Annotated in this window: 14 protein-coding genes; 7 read left to right on the plus strand and 7 right to left on the minus strand. The window is 57.3% G+C overall.

What is annotated here, in order from left to right:
* Positions 1 to 74: 74 nt before the first annotated feature.
* The 5 genes from PHQ58_RS18040 to PHQ58_RS18060 all read left to right on the plus strand — a co-directional run bounded on the left by PHQ58_RS18040 (position 75) and on the right by PHQ58_RS18060 (position 7,386).
* Entirely contained in the window at positions 75 to 689 is a 615-nt protein-coding gene (locus PHQ58_RS18040; RefSeq protein WP_300113692.1) for an energy-coupling factor ABC transporter permease, read from the plus strand.
* Between the two features lie 72 nt (positions 690 to 761).
* Positions 762 to 1,472 carry a phosphoserine phosphatase SerB gene (serB, locus tag PHQ58_RS18045; protein WP_300113694.1) on the plus strand — a complete coding sequence of 237 codons (711 nt, stop codon included), beginning with the start codon at positions 762 to 764 and terminating at the stop codon, positions 1,470 to 1,472.
* Between the two features lie 818 nt (positions 1,473 to 2,290).
* On the plus strand, positions 2,291 to 5,299 hold the full coding sequence (locus PHQ58_RS18050; RefSeq protein WP_300113696.1) for a response regulator: 3,009 nt from the start codon (positions 2,291 to 2,293) through the stop codon (positions 5,297 to 5,299).
* Entirely contained in the window at positions 5,296 to 5,928 is a 633-nt protein-coding gene (locus PHQ58_RS18055; RefSeq protein WP_300113699.1) for a response regulator, read from the plus strand. Before PHQ58_RS18050 ends, PHQ58_RS18055 begins: the two co-directional genes overlap by 4 nt.
* Positions 5,929 to 5,937: 9 nt before the next feature.
* On the plus strand, positions 5,938 to 7,386 hold the full coding sequence (locus PHQ58_RS18060; RefSeq protein ID WP_300113701.1) for an EAL domain-containing protein: 1,449 nt from the start codon (positions 5,938 to 5,940) through the stop codon (positions 7,384 to 7,386).
* 69 nt (positions 7,387 to 7,455) lie between these two features.
* Here PHQ58_RS18060 and PHQ58_RS18065 read toward each other — a convergent pair whose 3' ends face one another.
* The 3 genes from PHQ58_RS18065 to PHQ58_RS18075 all read right to left on the minus strand — a co-directional run bounded on the left by PHQ58_RS18065 (position 7,456) and on the right by PHQ58_RS18075 (position 11,287).
* Positions 7,456 to 9,606 (minus strand): PAS domain S-box protein, encoded by a 2,151-nt coding sequence (locus tag PHQ58_RS18065; RefSeq protein WP_300113704.1) that lies wholly within the window; start codon positions 9,604 to 9,606, stop codon positions 7,456 to 7,458.
* Entirely contained in the window at positions 9,560 to 10,219 is a 660-nt protein-coding gene (locus tag PHQ58_RS18070; protein ID WP_300113706.1) for a DUF4118 domain-containing protein, read from the minus strand. Before PHQ58_RS18070 ends, PHQ58_RS18065 begins: the two co-directional genes overlap by 47 nt.
* Before the next feature lie 297 nt (positions 10,220 to 10,516).
* The gene (locus PHQ58_RS18075; protein ID WP_300113708.1) at positions 10,517 to 11,287 is read right to left on the minus strand and encodes a DUF1624 domain-containing protein; all 771 of its coding nucleotides are present in this window, start codon (positions 11,285 to 11,287) and stop codon (positions 10,517 to 10,519) included.
* A 53-nt stretch (positions 11,288 to 11,340) separates the two neighbouring features.
* Between PHQ58_RS18075 and PHQ58_RS18080 the strand changes: the two genes are divergently transcribed.
* The gene (locus tag PHQ58_RS18080) at positions 11,341 to 13,380 is read left to right on the plus strand and encodes a U32 family peptidase (RefSeq protein ID WP_300113711.1); all 2,040 of its coding nucleotides are present in this window, start codon (positions 11,341 to 11,343) and stop codon (positions 13,378 to 13,380) included.
* Positions 13,381 to 13,417: 37 nt separating this feature from the next.
* Here the strand turns inward: PHQ58_RS18080 and PHQ58_RS18085 are convergent, their stop codons facing one another.
* The 3 genes from PHQ58_RS18085 to pssA all read right to left on the minus strand — a co-directional run bounded on the left by PHQ58_RS18085 (position 13,418) and on the right by pssA (position 15,629).
* Positions 13,418 to 13,702 carry a hypothetical protein gene (locus tag PHQ58_RS18085; protein WP_300113714.1) on the minus strand — a complete coding sequence of 95 codons (285 nt, stop codon included), beginning with the start codon at positions 13,700 to 13,702 and terminating at the stop codon, positions 13,418 to 13,420.
* A gap of 232 nt (positions 13,703 to 13,934) precedes the next feature.
* Complete coding sequence (locus PHQ58_RS18090) at positions 13,935 to 14,876, minus strand: diguanylate cyclase (protein WP_300113717.1); 942 nt, start codon at positions 14,874 to 14,876, stop codon at positions 13,935 to 13,937.
* A 126-nt stretch (positions 14,877 to 15,002) separates the two neighbouring features.
* Entirely contained in the window at positions 15,003 to 15,629 is a 627-nt protein-coding gene (gene pssA, locus PHQ58_RS18095) for a CDP-diacylglycerol--serine O-phosphatidyltransferase (RefSeq protein ID WP_300113719.1), read from the minus strand.
* 91 nt (positions 15,630 to 15,720) lie between these two features.
* On the opposite strand from pssA, the gene PHQ58_RS18100 reads away from it, so the two are divergent.
* Positions 15,721 to 17,730, plus strand: coding sequence for an ATP-dependent helicase (locus tag PHQ58_RS18100; RefSeq protein WP_300113721.1), 2,010 nt, complete (start codon positions 15,721 to 15,723; stop codon positions 17,728 to 17,730).
* Positions 17,731 to 17,773: 43 nt separating this feature from the next.
* On the opposite strand, the gene purL is transcribed toward PHQ58_RS18100, so the two are convergent.
* On the minus strand, positions 17,774 to 21,952 hold the full coding sequence (gene purL / locus PHQ58_RS18105; RefSeq protein ID WP_300113723.1) for a phosphoribosylformylglycinamidine synthase: 4,179 nt from the start codon (positions 21,950 to 21,952) through the stop codon (positions 17,774 to 17,776).
* Positions 21,953 to 21,991: the final 39 nt, after the last annotated feature.

Raw genomic sequence — 21,991 nt, forward strand, 5'->3', positions numbered from 1 at the left:
ATGCGCCTTGGATCGCAGGCCCGTTGCCCCCCTCAGGCTGCAGCTCGTAGCGCATCAAATTTCACCCGTAGCCCATGCTCACTAACCTGACCCTGCTGACTCTGGCCTTGACCGCGGCGCTGCTGCTGCGCCCTTGGCGCTTGATGGCAGGCGCCACCCGGCTGACACCCATCCTGGGCGCGCTAACGCTCCTGCCCTGGCTATGGGCCCTGCCAAGCCTACATAAAATGCCGCTGCAGTTGCAAGGCTCGGGCGCTTGTCTGGTACTGCTCATGCTGGGCTGGCCACTGGCGGTGCCGGTGCTGTGTGTGGTGGGGCTAATTGCGCTGCTGATCTCACCCATGGGTTGGGAAACTGCTCTTGACCTGACCGTGTGGCTGGGCCTGGTGCCCGCCACCTTGGCGCTGGCCTTGGGTGCGGCGGTGCGCCGCTGGGTTGGCCCGCATTTGTTTGTGTACGTGCTGGGTCGCGCCTTCATTGGCACGGCGGTTTGCGTCTTTGCGGCTGGCCTGCTGGCGCAGTTTTCCGGGCACAGCATGCCCGGCATTGATGACGACTTGAGCCTGGTAGCCCACTGGCTGGTGGCCTGGGGCGATGCCTTCATGACCGGCCTGTTCGTCTCTATCATGGTGGCGTTCAAGCCCGAGTGGCTGGCCACCTGGTCTGATCGGTTGTATTTGAAACACTGACTGAAATTTATGAGAAATCGGCTTCTAGCCCATATGGAATAAGCGCAACCCACTATCAAAAATATCAACGCCATGAACATCATCGAACTCGCTCCCGGCCTGCAAATTGCCGGCATCACCCCACCGCTGCGCTTAGACGACTTCAAACTCATCGCCTTTGACATGGATTCCACCCTGATCAACATCGAGTGTGTGGACGAAATTGCCGACGCCGCTGGCCGCAAGGCTGAAGTGGCCGCCATCACCGAAGCCGCCATGCGCGGCGAAATTGCCGACTACAAAGAAAGCCTGCGCCAGCGCGTGACCTTGCTCAAAGGAGTCACCGTGGCCCACATGCAGCAAGTACTCACCGAGCGACTGCAACTCAACCCCGGCGCGGCCGCGCTGGTGGCTGCGTGCAAGCAAGCAGGGTTGAAAGTGCTGCTGGTGTCTGGCGGTTTCACTTACTTTAGCGACCATGTGCGCGACCTATTGGGCATTGACTACACCCGCTCCAACGTGCTGGAGGTGCAAGACGGTGTTCTCACCGGCCACATGGTGGACCAGCCCTGGGGCGACATTTGCGACGGTGCCGAAAAACGCAAGATGCTGCAGGAAACCTGCGCACTGTTGGGCATTCAGCCCAGCCAGACGATTGCCATGGGTGACGGCGCCAACGACCTGCCGATGATGGGCGTGGCCGGCCTTTCCGTGGCCTACCACGCCAAACCGGCGGTGCGTGAACAGGCCCATGTGCGCATCAACAGTGGCGGACTTGATCGGCTGCTGACGCTGTTTGCGTGACGAAGGCGTCGCTTTGCCCGGTTGACGTTTGTTGGATTGATTTTCAGCAATGCTGCGATTGCCGGCAATCAGATGCGCCAGCGTCCGGGTGAGACGATGTCATCAAGGCGAACAGCGATGACGACGCGCATAAGCCCACAAGCGTCAAGGACGCTCATGTCTGCGTGCACCCAGCATGCCGCCCGGAGAGGCAGGGAAAGTCCCCATGGTTCACAGTTGAGAGGCAAGAAGTGCCCTACCCTTTGTCAGTCAATACTGACAAAAAAATCAGCATTACCCTACGAGCGTGAAAGCCCCCCCGGCTCGACATAATCAAAGTATGCCTATTCACTTGATGATCGTTGACAACTCAAAACTGATTCACGCCAGGGTGCTGGGCAGAGTGATTGGGATTGAAAGCCCTCGCAAGGCCACCACACTGGGACAATACATCGGGGCATGTGCTCAGGGTGGTCAACCTGCGCGGTGTATCTGTGCCCATCATTGACTTGTGCGTGGTTTTCCACAATCTGTTAGATGAGCTGCTCAATGTCCGCAATGCGGATTGCACGAATATGCAACTTTCCGTTTTTTGATAGCTTTAAAACAAAAATTAAAAAACTGACATGCTCTAATTTTGCTAATTCCCGACCAGTTGCGAACACTAACCGATGCAAACAACACACAGAACAAGCAAAACAGCACAGACTAGCGACAGCGGCACGGCTGGAGAATTTCCGACATTGAAGTCGGTCGACGCAATATTCTCAATCGACGCACGCTTGTTCATGCGACTGAATTCCTTACTCAAAAGCCTCGAGCGATCTGGCATGAGGGGTGTGGTTAGCTACCTTCTGGCGATCGTTTTTTCGGTGATCGCACTGGTATTTCGACTGTCCATTGCGCCAGCTGGCGACGGACTGCAATTCGTCACGTTTTTTCCCACAGTTGCCATTACGGCATTGCTGTTGGGAACGCGCCCTGCACTGCTGACGACAGTGGCCTGCTCCATCATGGCGCTCTATTTTTTGTTCCCACCCTATGGGGCCTTTTCATTTGTCGTGCAGCACTATGCTCTGCTTGCTGTGCTGTTGTTTTGCGCCAACAGCGTGATCGTGAGCCTGTCGATTGGTGCCATGCAGCGCTATTTATCAGATTTCGTTGACGCCAACCAGGCGTTACAGAAGACCTTGCTTGAGAACAAAGTCGTGCAGGCGGAAATTGAGGAACAAAACTTGGTACTGGCGCAGCGCGAAGCCCAGTTGACCAAGTACAAGGCCATCATTGATTCGACCGATGAAGCTGTCATTGGCAAGACACTGCAGGGTATTGTTACCAGCTGGAACGAAGGTGCGAGTGGCCTGTATGGGTTCACGGCCGCCGAGACCATAGGCCAGTCGATGACGATGATGATTCCGTCGGATCGCCTAGAAGAAGAGTCCGACATATTGGCGCGAATAGCGCGCGGCGAGAAGGTCGAGCATTTTGAAACCGTACGTCGATGCAAGGATGGCCAGTTTATCGATATTTCGGCCACGATTTCGCCGATCCGTGATGGCTCTGGTGCAGTCATTGGCGCATCCAAAATTGCGCGGGACATCACCCGCCGCAAGTTACTTGAGGCTGAACTTCGCGTCGCAAAAACCGCGGCTGAAGCTGCCACGCGGGCGAAATCCAGCTTTTTGGCCAATATGAGCCATGAAATCCGCACGCCCATGAATGCTTTGCTCGGATTGACGCGGGTGGTGCTGGACTCCGAGCTCAAGCCGGAGCAGCGCGATTTGCTTGTCAAGGTGAACAAATCCGGCCGTGCTCTGGTTCGCATCATCAATGACATTCTTGATTTCTCCCGCATGGAAGCTGGTCGCATGGTAATCGAGAACGTGCCCATGGCCGTGGAGTCTTTGCTGCAGGATGTCGCCGACCTGTTTGGTGCCCAGATGCAGGAGCAGGGGATTGAGCTGTTTCTAGATATTTCACCTGATACCCCGTTACATGTGGTGGGCGATCCGCTTCGCCTAACGCAGGTACTCAACAACCTGATTGGTAACGCCGTTAAATTCACGGAACGCGGCGAGATTCACGTGGCAGTGACGGTCGAGCGACATGGGGACGCTTCCATGCTGTTGCGCTTTGAGGTACGCGATACCGGCATTGGCATTGATCAGTGCGACGTGGCCAATCTTTTTGAGTCTTTCGCCCAGGCCGATGGGGCCATCACGCGCAAGTACGGCGGCAGCGGGCTGGGCTTGAGCATTGCCAAAACCCTGATTGAACTCATGGGCGGCTCAATCACGATGAAAAGCACCCTGGGCAAGGGAACCTCTGTGGCCTTTACGGTTAAGGTTGGCGGCGCGCCAGATTCTCAGCGCAGTGTCGGCCATCTAGGCCATGATTTGCAGCAGTTACATGGCAAGCGGGTGCTCGTGGTGGATGACCAGGAAACCTCGCGCATAATTCTGTCGCGCCTGCTCACGGCCTGGGGCCTCGTGCCGGTAGAAGCAGCCAACGGAGAGCAAGCGCTGGCCCATATCTTAGAGGCTAACAACTCTGGTCAGACCTTCCACGCAATGTTGCTGGACTGGCGCATGCCGGGTATGGATGGACTTGAGGTTGCAGCCCGAATCAAGAAGATGGAAGCCGCCGGTGAACTCGTCACGCCGCCAAAAATTGTGATGGTCACGGCCTACGACAAACACGCGTTGCTGCAGAACGCCGATTCCCGTTACGTAGACGCCCTGCTCACCAAGCCGGTCGTCCCCTCAAGCCTTTTTGATGCGCTGCTCAACAATGAACCCAGCCACAGCAGTTCCGGTATGGAGGTGGCTCAACGTTTTGACGGCATGCGTGTGCTATTGGCCGAAGACCACGAACTCAACCAGGAGGTGGCGGCAAACTTCATGGCCAAACGCGGTATTACTGTGACCATTGCCTGGAACGGCCAGGAGGCGTTGCAATATGTGCAGCGACAGACCTTTGATCTGGTACTGATGGATCTGCACATGCCGGTCATGGGCGGCATTGAAGCGGCGAACCGTATCCACGACTTGCCGGGTTGCAAGAACCTGCCGATTGCCGCCATGACTGCGGCGGTGATGGCAGAGGACCGCTTGCGCTGCATCGCGGCCGGCATGATCGATTTCGTGCCAAAACCGGTCGAGCCGGAAGACCTTCTGCGCGTGATCGGGAAGTATTACAAGGCAGACACTCAGGCAGTGGCGGTAGCGCTACAGCCACCAACAAAAGTTACGGTGCACACGATGCCTGCCCTGCTTGACCTGGTCAGTGGGTTGCGCCGCCTGGACGGCGATCATGCATTGCAGCAGCGCCTGCTGTCGGGTTTTGTCGAGCGCCATGGCACCACGGTGGCTCAATTTGAGATGCTGATGGCACAGCAGGACATTTCCGGCGCCATTGATCTGGTCCATACGCTCAAGGGCATCGCGGCAAATTTGGGTGCCTCCGCGCTGGCCCAAGCCTGTAGCGGCCTGATAGAAAATTTACGCAATGACCAGCAGCAAAATTCTCTGCCGGCGTTTCAGGTCATCTTGTGCGAAACCTTGTTGCAGATGCAGCAGCATCTCTCGCAGCACAATACTCCTGGCACTGCTGCACAGGGACACGAAGCCATGAATCTGAGAGAGACCCTTTTGTCACTGCAGCCCTTTGTGGCAGATCAGGAAGTCATACCCGATGAGTTGAGCGCCGAGCTGAATCAGTTGTTGCAGACCAATCTGCCATGCCCACCCCTGCTCAGACAGCTTCACCAACATTTGATTAACTTTGAGCATGAACAGGCTTTGCAATGCCTGTTGCAATTGGTTTCGGAGCTGGAGGTCACACCATGAACGACTCGCTTCCAGTGCCCATGGCGCAGTCCCTGTTGCTGCTGGTGGACGATCTCGCTGCGAATCTGCATGTTTTAGTGGCTGGTCTAAAAAATAATTTCCGGCTCAAGACGGCAACCGGTGGCGCACAAGCGCTTGAACTGCTGGCCCGTTTGCAAGAGCTACCGCAGTTGGTTGTGCTGGATGTGAAAATGCCCGGCATGAGCGGCATAGAAATGCTCGGTCATTTGCGTGCCGACCCACGCACCGCCGACATACCGGTCATCCTGCTGTCTGCCGACACATCGGAGCAAAATGAACTGGCGGGTCTGAATCTGGGAGCAGATGACTATTTGGTCAAGCCTGTCTCGCCTCACGTGCTCGCCGCGCGTGCCCGTAACCTGATTCAGCGCCGCAAGGATCGGGTGCAACTGCGCCTTTCAGCTCATGTCTTTGAGCACAGCGGCGAGGCCATCATGATCACCGATGGTCACAACCGAGTGGTCGACGTGAACAACGCCTTTACCATGCTGACGGGTTACGAAAAGTCAGAAGTGCTGGGCCTGGACCCGAGGTTTCTCTCCTCTGGGCGCACAACGCTGGAGCAATACCAAAGCATGTGGGCCAGCATTCAAGCGAATGGTTTCTGACAGGGCGAGATGTGGGATCGTCGCCGCGACGACAGCATCTATCCCAAGTTAATGACGGTCTCCGTGGTGCGTGGCCGCACAGGTGAGATTGAGTACTTTCTGGCCAACTTTGTGGATATCAGCAGCTACAAGGATGCTGAGCAGCGCATCGACCACATTGCACGCCATGATGCCTTGACCGGACTCCCGAACCGGCTGCACCTGCAGACCTATCTGGAGCAGTCCTTGCTGATCGCCAGACGCATGTCTGAACAGGTCTGCGTGATGTTTCTGGATCTGGATAGATTCAAGAATGTCAACGATACATTGGGGCACGGCGCGGGCGATATATTACTGATCCAGACCGCGAAACGTCTAAAATCCAGCGTGCGCGAATACGATATGGTGGCCCGGCTCGGGGGTGACGAGTTTGTCGTCGTGCTGCGTGGGCATGAAATGGTGGCGGTGGCGTCCAAAGTGGCCGAAACCATTCGCCAGCAGCTCAACAGCCCGTTCCATATTGACAAGCACGTGCTGCGCACCGCCACCAGCATCGGGATTTCATTGTTTCCGGACGACTCCCTGACAATGGCTGACATGATGAAGCAGGCTGATACCGCCATGTACTTCGCCAAGTCGGTGGGGGGCAATGGTTTCCGGTTCTTTGCGCCCGATATGGATGCCCATGCCCACGACAAACTGGAGCTTGAAAACCTCTTGTACGACGCCATTGAATTGCAGCAATTCGAACTTTATTACCAGCCACAGCTTTCCATTCCAGACCAAACACTCGTCGGTGCCGAGGTCTTGCTGCGCTGGATACATCCGGATAAGGGATTTATTTCCCCAGCGGTGTTTATTCCGCTGGCAGAAACCACCAATCAGATCGGCCGGATTGGCGAGTGGGTGCTTGAAAACGCCTGTCTGCAGGCCAGCGAATGGCTGCGTCAGGGTCTGCCCGTGGGCAGAATCGGCGTGAATATTTCCGCGCGGCAGTTTCTCCATAGCAACCTGTATGAACTGGTGCAGCGCGTGCTGCTGTCGACAGGATTGCCCGCAGAAAACCTGGAGCTGGAACTCACGGAAACGGCTGTCACGACATCTCCGCAGGAAGCGGCAAGCCTTCTGCAGGCACTGCGCAAAGAAGGCATAAAGATCGCTCTGGACGATTTTGGTCAAGGCTATTCATCGCTGGCGCAACTTAAAGACATGCCGCTTGACCGCTTGAAGATTGATGCCGCATTTGTATGGGACATCAATGACCGACAAGGCGAGAAAGGGGGCGTCATTGCGGCTGCCACCATCGGGCTGGGTCATGCGCTGGGGTTTCAGGTCATCGCCGAAGGGGTAGAGACAGAAGCACAGTTGGCGTTTTTGGTAGCACACGCATGTGACGAAGTGCAGGGGTATTACTTCGCCAAGCCAATGCCACGTCAAGCCTTTGAGGAGTACCTGCGCAAACATATGAAGGCAGTTTGAAGGCCGGGACATGCCGGACCCAAAAGTAGGTTGCCAGACACATTTAAAGCGCGCAGGTATTTAGCAATCTCATTTATTCGTGATTGACAACGCGAGGTCCAGTACCGCCATGAACTCGTTGATCTTGATGGGTTTAGTTAGGTACTTGAAGCATCCGGCCGCGAGGGCGTGCTCAATGTCAGTGGGCATCGCATTGGCGCTGATTGCGATGATCGGGATATTTACTGTCATCGGGTCAGCGCGCAGAATTTTCATGGCATCTAGCCCGCTGATGCCGGGTAGGTTGATGTCCATCAGAATCACGTTTGGCAGAAAGGCGCGAGCATACTCAATGCCAAGATTACCATCCGCCGCGCTAATCATGCGCACACCAGGGCGACGAGCAACCAGTTGCTCGATCAGTTCCACATTGGAGGGATTGTCTTCCACGTAGAGCAGGGTACGCTGAAGCATGTCCACCAAGCCATGTGGTCGAATCTGTGCTGGATGCTCCGCCTCCACAGGTACATGCTGCAATTTGGTCGCAAGAGGCAACTCGATCCAGAACACGCTTCCCGCTCCGACGGTACTTTCGGCGCCAACAATGCCATTCATCAGTTCGACCAGGCGCTTGGTCACGACCAGGCCGATGCCAGTTCCCGTCTCCGCGCTAGCTTCCTTGCCTAGGCGATTGAACGGCTGGAACAGTTGTGAAAGCTGTTCCGGAATCATCCCCATACCGGTGTCCCGGACGCTGATGCGAACAAAGTTCGACGGGTTCAGGGCGCACTCCACGGTAACCACGCCCCCCAAGGTGTTGTACTTGATCGCGTTGGAAAGCAGATTCAATAGAACCTGTTTGAACCGGGTTCGATCAACGTTGACGAAATAGGGAAGTTCGAGGTGCTGAAACCTCGTTGAAATATCACGTTTCTGTGCCAACGGCTCGATTAGGGTCTGGCAATCCTTCATGACTTCAACCAGCGAGACCGGTTCCAGCGACAGCGAGACCTTGCCCGACTCGATCAGCGCAAGGTCGAGGATTTCGTTGATCAGTTCCAGCAAATACCATCCTCCTTTGAGAATCTGGTCGAGACTGCGTTTTTGGTTGGGGGTCGGCGGCGGTGTACCAGTTTCGATGAGCTGGGCAAATCCAAGGATCCCATTAAGTGGCGTCCGCAATTCATGGCTCATGCTGGATAGGAAATCCGATTTCGCGCGATTAGCATCGTCTGCAACAAACCGGGCCTTCTCCAGCTCCATATTGTTATCCCGTAGCAACTGATCTCGGCTTCTGGCTTCAGTCAGATCTCTGGTGAGCTTTGCAAAGCCGCGCAGATTACCCGTTTGGTCACGCACCGCAGTAAAGACGACATTGGCCCAAAAGGTCTTGCCGTCCTTGCGTACCCGCCAGCCATTGGTTTCGAACCGTCCTTTGGTCTTCGCGACCTCCAGCTCCGACTGTGGATTTCCGCAATCGATTTCTTCACGCAAATGAAATTGAGAAAAATGCTGACCGATGATTTCCCGTGCACTGTAGCCTTTGATTCGCTGCGCTCCGTTGTTCCAGCTTACGATACGCCCGTCAGGATCAAGCATGATGATGGCGCAATCGGACACGCTTTCAACCATTAACCGGAAACTCTCCTCGGTCCACCGCAGCTGCTCCGTGCTCTCGCTCAGCGCCTTCTGGGCGAGCGTCAGTTCCTCCACATCCGTATTGGTACCGAACCACTGCACCACGCAGCCGGACGCGTCTTTCAGTGGGACGACCCGCGTCAGGAACTGTCGAAAGTGGCCATCAGCGCCGCGCAGAGGGAACATCATCTCGAACGGATGTCCCGTTGCAATGGAAGCTTGCCAGCGTTCAAGAACCTTCGGCAATTCAACCTTGTCCTGGACGTCCTGCCAACCCCATCCCTCCATCTGCTCTGGCGTCGTGCCAGTGTATTCATACCAGCGTTGGTTGTACCAAAAAATGTGCCCATCGGGCCTGGCAATCCAGCCTAGTTGTGACATAGCGTTGGCCATCGCTCGAAACCTTTCCTCGCTCCCCTGCAACGCCTCTTCGGCACGTTTGCGATCGGTGATGTCAGCGCGGATGGCCACATACTGGCGTGGCGTTCCGTCCTGATTGACGAACGGCACGATGGTGGTGTCAACCCAATAGAAAGAGCCGTCCTTCGCGCGGTTTTTAATCTCTCCATGCCATGCACGGCCCTGCGAGATCGTCGTCCACAAGTCGCGTATGAATTTTTTTTGGATGAAAACCTGAGTTGATAAGGCGGTGATCCTGTCCCAGCAACTCCTCGCGCGAGTATTTCGAGATCGTGCAGAACTTGTCGTTAACGAAGATGATGCGACCTTGTGCATTGGTCATCGCCACGATTGCGTGTTCGTCCAAAGCAGTCCGCATGTCGCCCAAATTCTTGAGAGAATCGCGTAGCGATTTCTGGCTCGTGCGCAACGATGCGTCCCGATCGTAGGCAGCCGCCCTGCCCCTCATGCGCCGGTATAGTTCGGCAATTACGCACACGAGCAGGCCCATTGCAACGAAAACCACCAGCCCAACCACATCAATGGGCGATCCGATGGAGAGCTGTCCAATTGGGGGAAGTAACCAGTACGCTGCTACCACGCCGGCCACTGCAGTAGCCACCACTCCTGGCCCGAACCCGGCCAATATCGCGACCACCATCACCATCGGGGAGAGCGTGATGTATGGGGGCAAACCAGGGCCGGACCACGACTCCAACGCCAGGCGCGAGCCCATTGCCACGGCAACTGCCACGAACGCGATGCCATAACGCACGACTTGATTGGTGAGCGCTGAGTGGAAGCACCTGAGGATCATAGAAAGTCTTCTGTAGCGTTTAAGGTGCAGCGATTGCCATGTCGTCGAGCCATCGCAAAGTTACTTGATCTTCATCCAATTTAAATGGCAGGTCAACGAAGTGGGGCGGCCACGAACGTGCGCCGTTTTGCCGACTTTTGTACGTCTGTTGATGACCGGGTGTTGAAGTGTAGCCCGCCAGAACGGATGCCCATTAACGGCGGTGCCGACGAGCCTTCATTAGGGAAAAGCGATTTTTCGATTGGAAGGGATTCTTTTGATTCCTGATACCGCCTTTGCTTGAAATCCTGGCCAGACTTACCTTTTCAGCCAGCCCAGCCCCATCACCATGGCAATCAGCACGGGCTGATGCACCATGTAGTAGCTAAGACTCCAGCGGCCCAACACAGCTAGGGCGCGCCCGACTTTGGGCAGCGCACGCGGCAAAGCCATGCCAGCATAGCCACTGCGATTTGCCTTCGTGCGGCTCAGAAGCCAGCCCTCGGTGGCCACACCCCACCACATCACGCCCAGCCAGGGAAACAGCGGCGCATAGTCTTCGGTGATGGGCTTTTGAGTGATCCAGCCCAACCAATTCAACACGGGCGAGTTAAATAGTTCAATAAATTGGCCTCTAGCCCATACGGATAGGGCGTAAGCAGCTATAAATTTGGATGCAACGGCCAACGCTCCCAGCAACCACAGCCAGCGCCCCCAATACGCCGTGAGGCGCACCACAACCAGCATCAGCGCCATGCCGTGCAGCACGCCAAAGTAAATGAAGGTTTGCGGGTACATCAGCCACGACCCTGCCGAGACCAGCAGCGCGCAGGCCGCCACTTGGCGCCAGCGTTTCCAGAAGCGCTCCCAGCTTTGCCCCTGTGCCGTGGCCACGGCCTGGCCAAAACCGGCACAGAATAAAAACAAACTGACGATGACCACGCGTTGCCAGGTCCAGAACGGGTCACGGTAAAAGTCTTGCTTGACCAGGCCCGCGTGGTTCAGGTCAAACACAAAATGAAAGACCGTCATCCACACCATGGCCAAGCCACGCAGGGCGTCGAGCAGGGCAAAGCGTTGGGAATTCATGGTTTGGAGTGTAGATGGGCCAAATTTTGGCCAATCCCGGATAATCGCCCGCTATGTCTTTACTCCCCCACCAACTCGAACTCTTAGCCCCGGCCCGTAGTGCCGACATCGGCATCGAAGCCGTCAACCACGGGGCTGACGCCGTCTACATCGGCGGGCCCGGCTTTGGCGCACGCTCCAGCGCCGACAACACCGTGCCCGACATTGCCCGCCTGGTGAAGCATGCGCACCGCTTCAACAGTCGCATTTTTGTCACGATGAACACCATCCTGCGCGACGACGAGCTGGAAGGCGCCCGCACGCTGGCCTGGCAGCTTTATGACTCCGGCGTGGACGCGCTCATCGTGCAAGACATGGGCTTGCTGGCCATTGACATGCCACCGCTCCAACTGCATGCGAGCACGCAGTGCGACATTCGCACGCCCGAGAAAGCGCGCTTTTTGCAAGACGCCGGCCTGACGCAACTGGTGCTGGCGCGTGAACTCACCCTGTGGCAAATTGCCGCCATTCGCGCTGCCACCGACCCGGCCAAGAGCACCTTGGAATTTTTTGTGCACGGCGCGCTGTGCGTGGCCTACAGCGGCCAGTGTTACATCAGCGCCGCCCACACCGGGCGCAGCGCCAACCGGGGCGAATGCAGCCAGGCCTGCCGCCTGCCCTACCAGGTGGTGGACGACAAGGGCCGCTTTGTGGCCCATGACAAACACGTGTTGAGCATGAAAGACAACAACCAAAGCGACAACATTGCCGATCTGGTGGATGCCGGTGTGCGCAGCTTCAAGATTGAGGGCCGTTACAAAGACATGGCTTATGTGAAAAACATCACCGCCCATTACCGCAAACTGCTTGATGAGGTGATTGAAGCGCGCCAGCACTCTGGCGACCCGTTGACACGGTCCAGCAGCGGCCAGACCACGTTCACCTTCACGCCTGACCCGAACCAGAACTTCAACCGCGAATTCACCGACTACTTTGTGCAAGGCCGCCAGGACAACATTGGCGCCTTTGACACGCCCAAGAACCCGGGCCTGCCGATTGGCTACGTGACCGTGGTCGGCCCCAACTGGGTGGAGCTTGAGCTCAGCCACAAGACCACCGAGCTGCACAACGGCGACGGCCTGTGTTACTACGACCAGCAAAAAGAGCTGGTGGGCTTGGCCATCAACCGCGCCGAACTCATCAGCGCCAAAAAAGGCAGCTGGCGCGTGTTTCCCAAAGACCCCCTTGAGGACTTGAAAGACCTGCGCAAAGGTGTGGAAGTCAACCGCAACCGCGACCTGAATTGGCTGCGAGAGCTGGACAAAAAAAGCAGCGACCGGCGCATCGGCGTCTGGGCCAAGCTGGAAGTGCTGCCAGAGGCCGTGCAACTCACCTTGACCGACGAAGACGGTGTGCACGCCACGGTGCAACAGCCCTTCCCTGCCGCTCGCCGCCAAGAGGCGCAGGACAAAGCCGGCACAGTAGAACAAATCCGTACCCAGTTGAGCCGCCTGGGTACTACCATTTTTGTAGCTATTGACGCAGATATCACTTGGTCTAGAGGCCGATTTGATGCTGTCGTTGTGCCAAGCTCCCTGCTCAATGGCCTGCGGCGCGACGCGGTAGAAGCACTAGAGGCTGCGCGTGCCGCAGGCTTTGCGCGCTGGTTGCCGGGTAAGGCCATGGAGCCGCCTGCGCCCTATCCCGAAGACAGCTTGAGCTACCTGGCCAATGTGTTCAACCGGGCCGCACGCACGTTTTACGCCCGCCACGGCGTGAAGGTAATCGATGCCGCCTACGAAGCCATCGAGCAGCCCGGCGAGGTCAGCCTGATGATCACCAAACACTGCGTGCGTTTCTCTTTAAGCCTGTGCCCAAAACAAGCCAAAGGCGTGACCGGCGTGCAAGGTTTTGTCAAAGCCGAGCCACTGCAACTCATTAACGGCAAAGAAAAACTCACCCTACGTTTTGACTGCAAGCCCTGCGAAATGCACGTCATGGGCAAGATGAAACCGGCCATTGCCAAGCAGTCGCGGGTAGAACTGGCGGCAGTGCGGCAAGGTGCACCTGTCACGTTCCATAAAACCCGGCCCCAACAGGAATTCGGACATTGACAGCCTCAAACGGGGCAGATTGAGTCAAATGCTGCGGTTAGCAGTGTTGCCAAAATTGTTCATTCCAGGGGCGAATGTCGGCTTCGCTCATCCAGGCGCTCCGGGGTTGGCGATGCACATCAACGATCAACTGGGCAATGTCATTTGGGTCTGAATGGGGCTGTCCGTCATGGTCACCATCGCCCTCGTCGATGTCTGCATCAATAACCACATGGGCCACATGAATGCCTTTGGGCCAAAGCTCCCGTGCCAGCACGTTTAACCGGTTAACGCTGACGAGACTCCCATTGCTGTTGCTGCGCTCGCTCGTAACTCTTGCCATGACACACTCCCCGTAGTCGGTATTGAATGAACCCACACCTGAACCGACAAGGGTTCTGGTACGGGTTGCATGATGCAATCCACCAATGGTGTCACGTTGATATTTCGCATGGCCAGCGCGAGTGGGCTAGCTCAGTGAGCCCTGTCATCAAGCCAGCGTTAAGCCGAAAGTGCTGCCATCAGCCAACAATGGGCTGCAATAGGCAGGCAATGAATTTGGAAACCAACACCGCTCAGCCTGCAAGCACCGCACGATTGCGGCCCAGAGTTTTTGCCTGGTAGAGCCTGCCGTCCGCCTCGCGGAACACATTCACCACCTCGCCTTGGGCTTGCGCTATGAGTGCGCCGCCCGCAGAAATGCTGACTTGACCCCAGGCGTCATTTTTTTCATGGGCTATCGCCTGGGAAAATACTGCCTTGACGATGGCCTGCGCCACATCTGCCAGCCCCTGCGGGGTCGCGTGTGGCACGATCACGGCAAACTCTTCACCGCCATAACGCGCCACAAACGCCGCTTGGGTGTCACTCAACGAATTGGACTCGGCGGTGGCCGCATCAATGGCGCGTGCCACGCTGCGCAGGCAATCGTCACCTGTCTGGTGGCCGTAGTGGTCGTTGTATTTTTTAAAGTTGTCAATGTCCAGCATCAACAAGCCAAACCCGTGGCCTTTGGCGCTAGCCTCCATCCAGAGCTGATCCACGCGGGTGTCCATGCTGCGCCGGTTGCACAGGCCGGTTAGGCCGTCTTGGCTGGCCAAGTCTTGTAACTTCTGATTGGCTTGCGACAAACTGCGGCGAAGACCGGCAATGCGACTCATGGCTTTCATTTTGGCTTGCAGCACGGGCTCTGGCACAAACTTGCTCATGAAATCATCGCCGCCCGCCTCGATGGCGGTCACCAAGTTTTCAACCGTGTCAGATGAGGTCAGAAAAATTATCGGGGTCCAGGCCCATGCTTGCGTGGCCTCAAAGGCGCGGATTCGGTTCGTGGCTTCAAAGCCGTTCATGACCGGCATCTCGATGTCCATCAGCACCAGGTCAGGCGCGGCGCTGGCAAACGTAGCCACCGCCTCCAGGCCATTCGCCGCATGAACCACGTCATAACCATAACTTGCCAGCCGGGAGGTCATGACCATGACCACCGAGCGCGCGTCGTCCACAAGCAAAATTTTCATCCAACAACCTTGATGTACTGGCCGCTCCCTTTTTTGGCCCGAATCATAGGCTCAAAAACCCAGAAATCAGCGCTCAAGAATACGTGCGCTGCACTTTAAATAGCTTGGTAGGCGCATGGCATGGCGCTAAAGTTTTGGAATGCGGATGCGGCTCACCATCAATGCACCAGAAAGTGCAAACAACAAAACCAGCGGATGCAGGATGAAGCCGGCAAACTCCACCTGCCCCAACCACAGTGTCTCGTGCAAAGCGCCCTGCATGGCCGCGGCAAACAGCACCGCGACAAGCAGCAATGACGTGGGTATGGGCGTGCCTTCAAAATACTTCACCTTGTTTTGTCCTTGGGACAGTTCCTCTGCGGTGACATTAAAACGAGCCAGGCGCGACACGCCACAGGCCACAAAGGCCGTCAAAATGATGCGGTCATAAAGCCCTTGCATGCCGCACCCATAAGCAATCAAGGCTGGGGCGACGCCAAATGAGATCACATCAGCGAGTGAATCCAGTTCACGCCCCATCACCGATGTTTTTTGTCTCCAGCGGGCAATGCGCCCATCGAGCACGTCAAAAATAAACGCGGCCAGCACCAAAGCGCAGGCAAAGTAGACGTGAATGACATTCCGGGTTTGCAGGTAGGTCATGATCGAAAACATGGCCCCCATGCCGCACACCGCGTTGCCCAGCGTGAACCAGTCGGCCAGATAAAACTCTCGAATCATCGAGAAAGGCTTGTTTGTGTTGGGTATCTTCATGTCGGGCAGGTTACTCTACTTTTATCAAGGATGATGGCGCCCTGCCGTCCGCACTGCTCAGAAACCGCACACCAATTCACCACAAATTTTGATGAATAAACCACCCACCGAAGGTTATTCCAAGGCAACAGCGCACTTTGTGCCCAAGGGCATCGTGCCCACAACTGAGCAACAGGCGATTCAAATCAGCCCGGCGCGCGTGGCCATCGTCGAGGCCAATGCCGGCGCGTCAAAAACCACCGTGCTGGCGCTACGCATGGCCGAAGCCTGGGCCAGGCACACCCGGCCAGAACAAATTCTGGCGCTGACCTATACCGATGCCGCCTGCCTGGCGCTCAAAGTCGCTTTGAAAAATATGGGCGTACCGGTAGCAGTCATTCATCAATTCAAAATACTGACCTTCGAGGTATTTAGCGCTGCTGTGCTGCTTGAGCTGGAAGGCCGCCCTGTTGCCGTCTACACCGAGGCCGAGCAATTGAGCCCGGTTTTATGGCAAGCCATCGAGCGCGTGGCCGACAACCCGAGCGAAAAATGGCGCGCCCAATTCATCATGCCCACCCCCGGCGACCATGCCATGGTGGACCTGTTTGTGCAGCAAAGCGAGTACCTCAAAGGCACGATGCTTGACGTGTTTGAGCGCCAGGAGCAGCCGGTGACGCCCGACTACGCCGAGTCCATTGGCATTGAATACACCCAGATGAAGATTATTATGGCGTTTGAAAAAATCCGTCTGGCCGACTACGAGCGACCGCTGTTTCGGGGCCCCAGCGATGCCACTTACGACTTGGCGCACCTGCTGCATGACGGCGCCGAGCTCAGGTCGTGCCGGGCGTGGCCCGTGAATCTGAAAGTGGTGGTGGTTGATGAGATGCACGACATGAACCGTGCCATGTTTTGTATTCTGAAAGAAATTTTGGCCAGCAACCGCTGCTTTTTTTGTGGCGTGGGCGATGTGGATCAGGTCATCCACAAAGCCAACGGTGCCGACGCCCGGTTCATGCGTGAAGACCTTGCACTGCTGAGCACACACACAGTGGTAAAGCACCCGCTGACGCACAGCTTCAGGTTCAACACCACGGTGGCGAGTCTGGCAGGCAAATTGGCCAACAAGCGTTATGCCTCGAAAGCGCCACACCCCAGCAAACTCACCTTCACGCCGTACGACAGCCGTGAGGACTGCGCGCGCCAAGTGGTGGTGGATGCCAAAAGCTGGCGCGCGCACAACAAAACTAAAACGGCGGGTTGTGCGATCTTGCTGCGCCACCCGCATCAGTCGGTGCAGATCGAGAACGCACTGATCGAGCAAAATATACCGTATGAGACGCGCGGCTTCAAGAGCTATGTGTTGCGCCCTGAAGTGCTTTTTGTGCGTGGCCTGCTGGCCGTGGCCACCGACGACCTGAGCAGCGTGACCGAGTCCAAAACCCGCGAAGAGGTCATGCGCGCGCTGCTGTTTTTCTCTGGCTCAAGTATTGAGGTCCAGGGCCGCGAGCATGAGTCGCAGCAGGATTTGCTCGCCTCAGCCATCCGCAGCGTCACCGACAACCCGATGTTTTTGACCTCGTTTTTTGACAACCAGGTGTTGCGCAACGCACCGCCTGACATCAGATGCCGCCTGCAGGCGGCGCTTGGTGTCATACGGCAACCCAGCGGATCAGTGTCAATGGAGGCCGTGCTGGACGCGCTTCACGTCAAATCTTTGCTGGGCAATGCGCTGGTGTCGCAGCGCCGTCGCCTGGAAGCCGAGTCCAATTTGAGCTGGCTTTGCGACATGGCCAAGCGTTTTGACAGTTCGGCAGAATTGTTCCAAAGCTTGAACGCCACCGAGCAAAAACAACAAAATTCAAAGACCAGCAAGACTGACAGCCTGCTGCTGGCCAGCATCGCCAGCGTGAAGGGGCTGGAATTTGACTGCGTCTTGCTGCCGTACCTGGCGCACGGAGAGTTTCCAGACCCCTCAAGCGACATGGACGAGGAGCTCAACACCCTTTACGTCGGCATCACCCGTGTGCGAAAAGAGCTGACGATTTACCCCAGCAGATCAGCCCCCAGTATTTTCATGCGGCGCATGGGGCTAGACACTGCTAGCTCGCCAGGGTAGCCCTGGGCTTACTTCTTTGGCGATCTTGCTGGCCAGCCGGTGTTTAACCCACCCACTTGCGCGCGTTGTGCCACAACTGCAGCCACGGGCTGGCGGCTGACAGGTCTTGATTCGTCCAGCTCATCTGGATGTTGCGGAACACCCGCTCGGGGTGCGGCATCATGGCGGTGAAGCGCCCATCTGCCGTGGTGACTGCAGTCAAGCCGCCAGGGCTGCCGTTCGGGTTGAACGGGTAGGCCTCGGTGGCTACGCCATGGTTGTCGGTGAAACGCATGGCAGCAATGGCTTGGTTGGCGTTGCCTCGATGTTTGAAGTTGGCAAAGCCCTCGCCGTGTGCCACGGCAATCGGCAGCCTTGAACCGGCCATGCCAGCAAAAAACAGCGACGGTGATTCCAGCACCTCGACCATGCTGAAGCGGGCTTCAAAACGCTCGCTCTGGTTGGTGGTGAAGCGTGGCCAATCTTCTGCGCCCGGAATGATGTCGGCCAACTCGGCAAACATCTGGCAACCGTTGCACACGCCCAGCCCAAACGTGTCAGTGCGGCCAAAGAAGGCTTTGAACTGGTCCGCCAAAACGGGGTTGAAAGTGATGGAGCGCGCCCAGCCAATGCCAGCACCCAAGGTGTCGCCATAGCTAAAGCCACCGCAGGCCACCACGCCCTTGAAGTCGGCCAGGTTGGCGCGGCCACTTTGCAGGTCGGTCATGTGGACATCAAAGGCTTCAAAGCCGGCTTCGGTGAAGGCGTAGGCCATTTCAATGTGTGAATTGACACCTTGCTCACGCAGCACGGCCACTTTGGGGCGCGACAGCAGAATGGCTGGCGCAGCCACATTTGCTACTAAATCAGAAGCTGTTTGCGCCTTATCCAAAAGGGCTACAGCCTGATATGGCATATAAAAATGCATGCCCGGGTCAATTGACTCACCGGCGCTAGCGTGTTCTGCATCGGCACAGGCCGGGTTGTCGCGCAGTTGGCAAATCTTCCAGCTGGTGGCATCCCACACCTGGTGCAGGTCGGGCAGATTGGCGCTGAAAATGGTTTTGGCATCGCGCCACACCTGCACCGCACCAATGCCGGCCGTGATGGTGTCACCCGCCGGGCGGGTCTTGCCGACCACGTGGCTGTGCTGGCTAAGGCCGTGCTGGCGCAAGGTTTGCATGACAGCGTTACGGTCAGATGTGCGCACCTGAATCACCACGCCGAGTTCTTCATTGAACAAGGCCTTTAGCGTCAACTCATCTCGTCGACCGCTGACTTGGCCAGCCCAGTTTTTGGCGTCACCACAGTCCATGCGGCTGTCCGAAATGCCATCGCCCTCGGTAACCAACATGTCCACATTGAGCGCCACACCGACATGGCCAGCAAACGCCATCTCGCACACGCTGGCAAACAAGCCGCCGTCGCTGCGGTCGTGGTAAGCCAGAATTTGACCCTGGGCACGCAGGGTGTTGACCGCCTTGACCAGGTTCACCAGGTCTTGCGGGTGGTCCAGATCAGGCACTTCATCACCCATTTGCCCCAAGGTCTGCGCCAGAATGCTGCCGCCCATGCGGTTTTGGCCACGGCCCAGGTCGATCAGAATCAGCGAGGTGTCATCCACGGCGTTGAGCTGTGGCGTGAGCGTGCCGCGCACATCGGGCAACGTGGCAAAGGCGGTGACGATCAGCGACACTGGCGAGGTGACTTTTTTGTCCGCACCCGTCTCGTCTTTCCACTGCGTGCGCATGGACAACGAATCTTTGCCCACCGGAATGCTGATGCCCAGTGCCGGGCACAGTTCCAACCCAACAGCTTTCACGGTTTCATACAGCGCGGCGTCTTCGCCCGGCTCGCCACAAGCGGCCATCCAGTTGGCGGAGAGCTTCACGCGGTCCAGCTCAAATGGCGCCGCCAGCAAATTGGTGATGGCCTCGGCCACGGCCATGCGGCCAGAGGCTGGCGCGTTCACTGTGGCCAGCGGCGTGCGCTCGCCAATCGCCATGGCTTCCCCGGCAAAACCTTTGAAGTCGGCCAGGGTCACGGCACAGTCGGCCACGGGCACTTGCCAGGGGCCAACCATTTGGTCGCGGTGGCTCAAACCACCCACCGTGCGGTCGCCAATGGTCACCAGAAAACGCTTGGAGGCCACGGTGGGATGGGCCAGCACATCAATGGTGGCCTGCTGCAGCGCCACACCGGTCAGGTTGACCGGCGCGAATTGGCGCGCCACCGTTTTCACGTCGCGGTGCATTTTGGGCGGTTTGCCCAACAGCACGTTCATGGGCATGTGGACTGGCAGATCAGCTTCGCGCTGGACCACTTGTGACTGAGGCAAGTCAACGTCACCCACCACCAATTGGCGTTCTTCAGTCGCCACACCGACCACGGCAAACGGGCAGCGCTCGCGCTCACACAAGGCCTTGAACGCCTCAAGCGACTCGGGCGCAATGGCCAGTACATAACGTTCCTGGCTTTCGTTCGACCAGATTTCCTTGGGCGCCATGCCGGACTCTTCCAGCGGCACCGAGCGCAAATCAAACAGGGCGCCGCGCTGCGCATCGTTGGTCAGCTCGGGGAAGGCATTGCTCAAGCCACCAGCGCCGACGTCGTGAATCGCCAGAATAGGGTTGCCGCTACCGGAGGGGCCGCCATCGGTGCCTTGCAACCAGCATTGGTTGATCACTTCTTGTGCACGGCGCTGGATCTCGGGGTTGCCCCGCTGCACCGAGTCAAAGTCCAGGTGCGCAGCGTTAGCGCCCGTGGTCATGGAACTGGCCGCACTGCCACCCATACCAATGCGCATGCCGGGGCCACCGAGCTGAATCAGCAGGCTACCGGCAGGAAACTCGATCTTGTGCGTCTGGCTGGCATCAATCACGCCCAGGCCACCGGCCAGCATGATGGGCTTGTGATAGCCGCGCTGCTCTTGTTGTGCAACATCGGCACCGCTGGCATCTTGAACGGTGTAGCTCAAGCCTTGCTCATATTCACGAAAATAGCCCAGCAAGTTAGGTCGCCCAAACTCGTTGTTAAACGCCGCGCCGCCCAGCGGCCCCTCGACCATGATTTGCAGCGGGCTGGCAATGTGCGACGGCTTGCCGTAAACAATGGGGGTCAGAGTCGAATTATTTTTGGTTTTTGAATCTGATGAATTAATTGGCGTCTGACCCCAATTAATTTTCGACACCGTGAAGCCCGTCAGGCCGGCCTTGGGTTTGGAGCCGCGACCTGTAGCGCCTTCATCACGAATCTCTCCGCCTGCGCCAGTGGCCGCACCAGGGAATGGCGAGATGGCGGTGGGGTGGTTGTGGGTTTCCACCTTCATCAGGATGTGTTGAGTAGCGCTGCTTTTTTCATAGCTACTTGCGCTTGTTCCATTAGGGCTAGAGGCTGATTTTGCTGAAAAACGTTCAATCTGCGAACCGGCCATCACTGAAGCGTTGTCAGAGTACGCCACCAGCATGTGCTGCGGGTTGGTCTGATGCGTGTGGCGAATCATGCCAAACAGGCTGTTCGACTGCGCCACACCGTCAATGGTGAACTCGGCGTTGAAGATCTTGTGGCGGCAATGTTCACTGTTGGCCTGGGCGAACATCATCAGCTCCACATCGGTCGGGTTGCGCTTGAGTTGCGTGAACGCGTTGACCAAGTAGTCAATTTCATCGGCTGCCAAGGCCAGACCAAACTCGGTGTTGGCAGCCAGCAGCGCGGCCTTGCCACCTTTCAGCACGTCCACGTGGGCCATCGGCGCAGCTGCCAAACTGGCGAACAGGCCCAAAGCCGCGACACGCTCAAACATGGCGCTTTCGGTCATGCGGTCATGCAACAGGTCGGCCACCTGGGCGATTTGCTCGGCGCTCAAAGTCGGTTTTCCCAGCAACCCGGACTTGAGGCTGATACGGTATTCCACCGCCCGCTCGACCCGGTGTACAGGTAACCCGCAGTTGTGCGCGATGTCAGTGGCTTTGGAAGCCCAGGGCGACACCGTGCCAAAGCGTGGCGTCACCACAATCAGCGCGCCGTCAAGTGGACCGGCGTACGGCTCGCCGTAGGTCAGCAAGGCGGCCAACTGGTCTTTCAGCGCGTCTGAGGGCGCGTCATCGGTGGCCACCAAATGCACATAACGCGCTGCGATGCCGTTGATTTTCTCGTGCACAGCCTGCAGGCTGGGCAAAAGTTGTTGAACACGAAAAGCGCTGAGGGCGCTGCCGCCCTCGAATTGGGTGAGATGCAGGGTCACGGTGGAGGTCTGATGAGGTACTGACAGGGTTGAAATGAA

The sequence above is a fragment of the Rhodoferax sp. genome (assembly GCF_028688795.1).
GTDB lineage: Bacteria > Pseudomonadota > Gammaproteobacteria > Burkholderiales > Burkholderiaceae_C > Rhodoferax.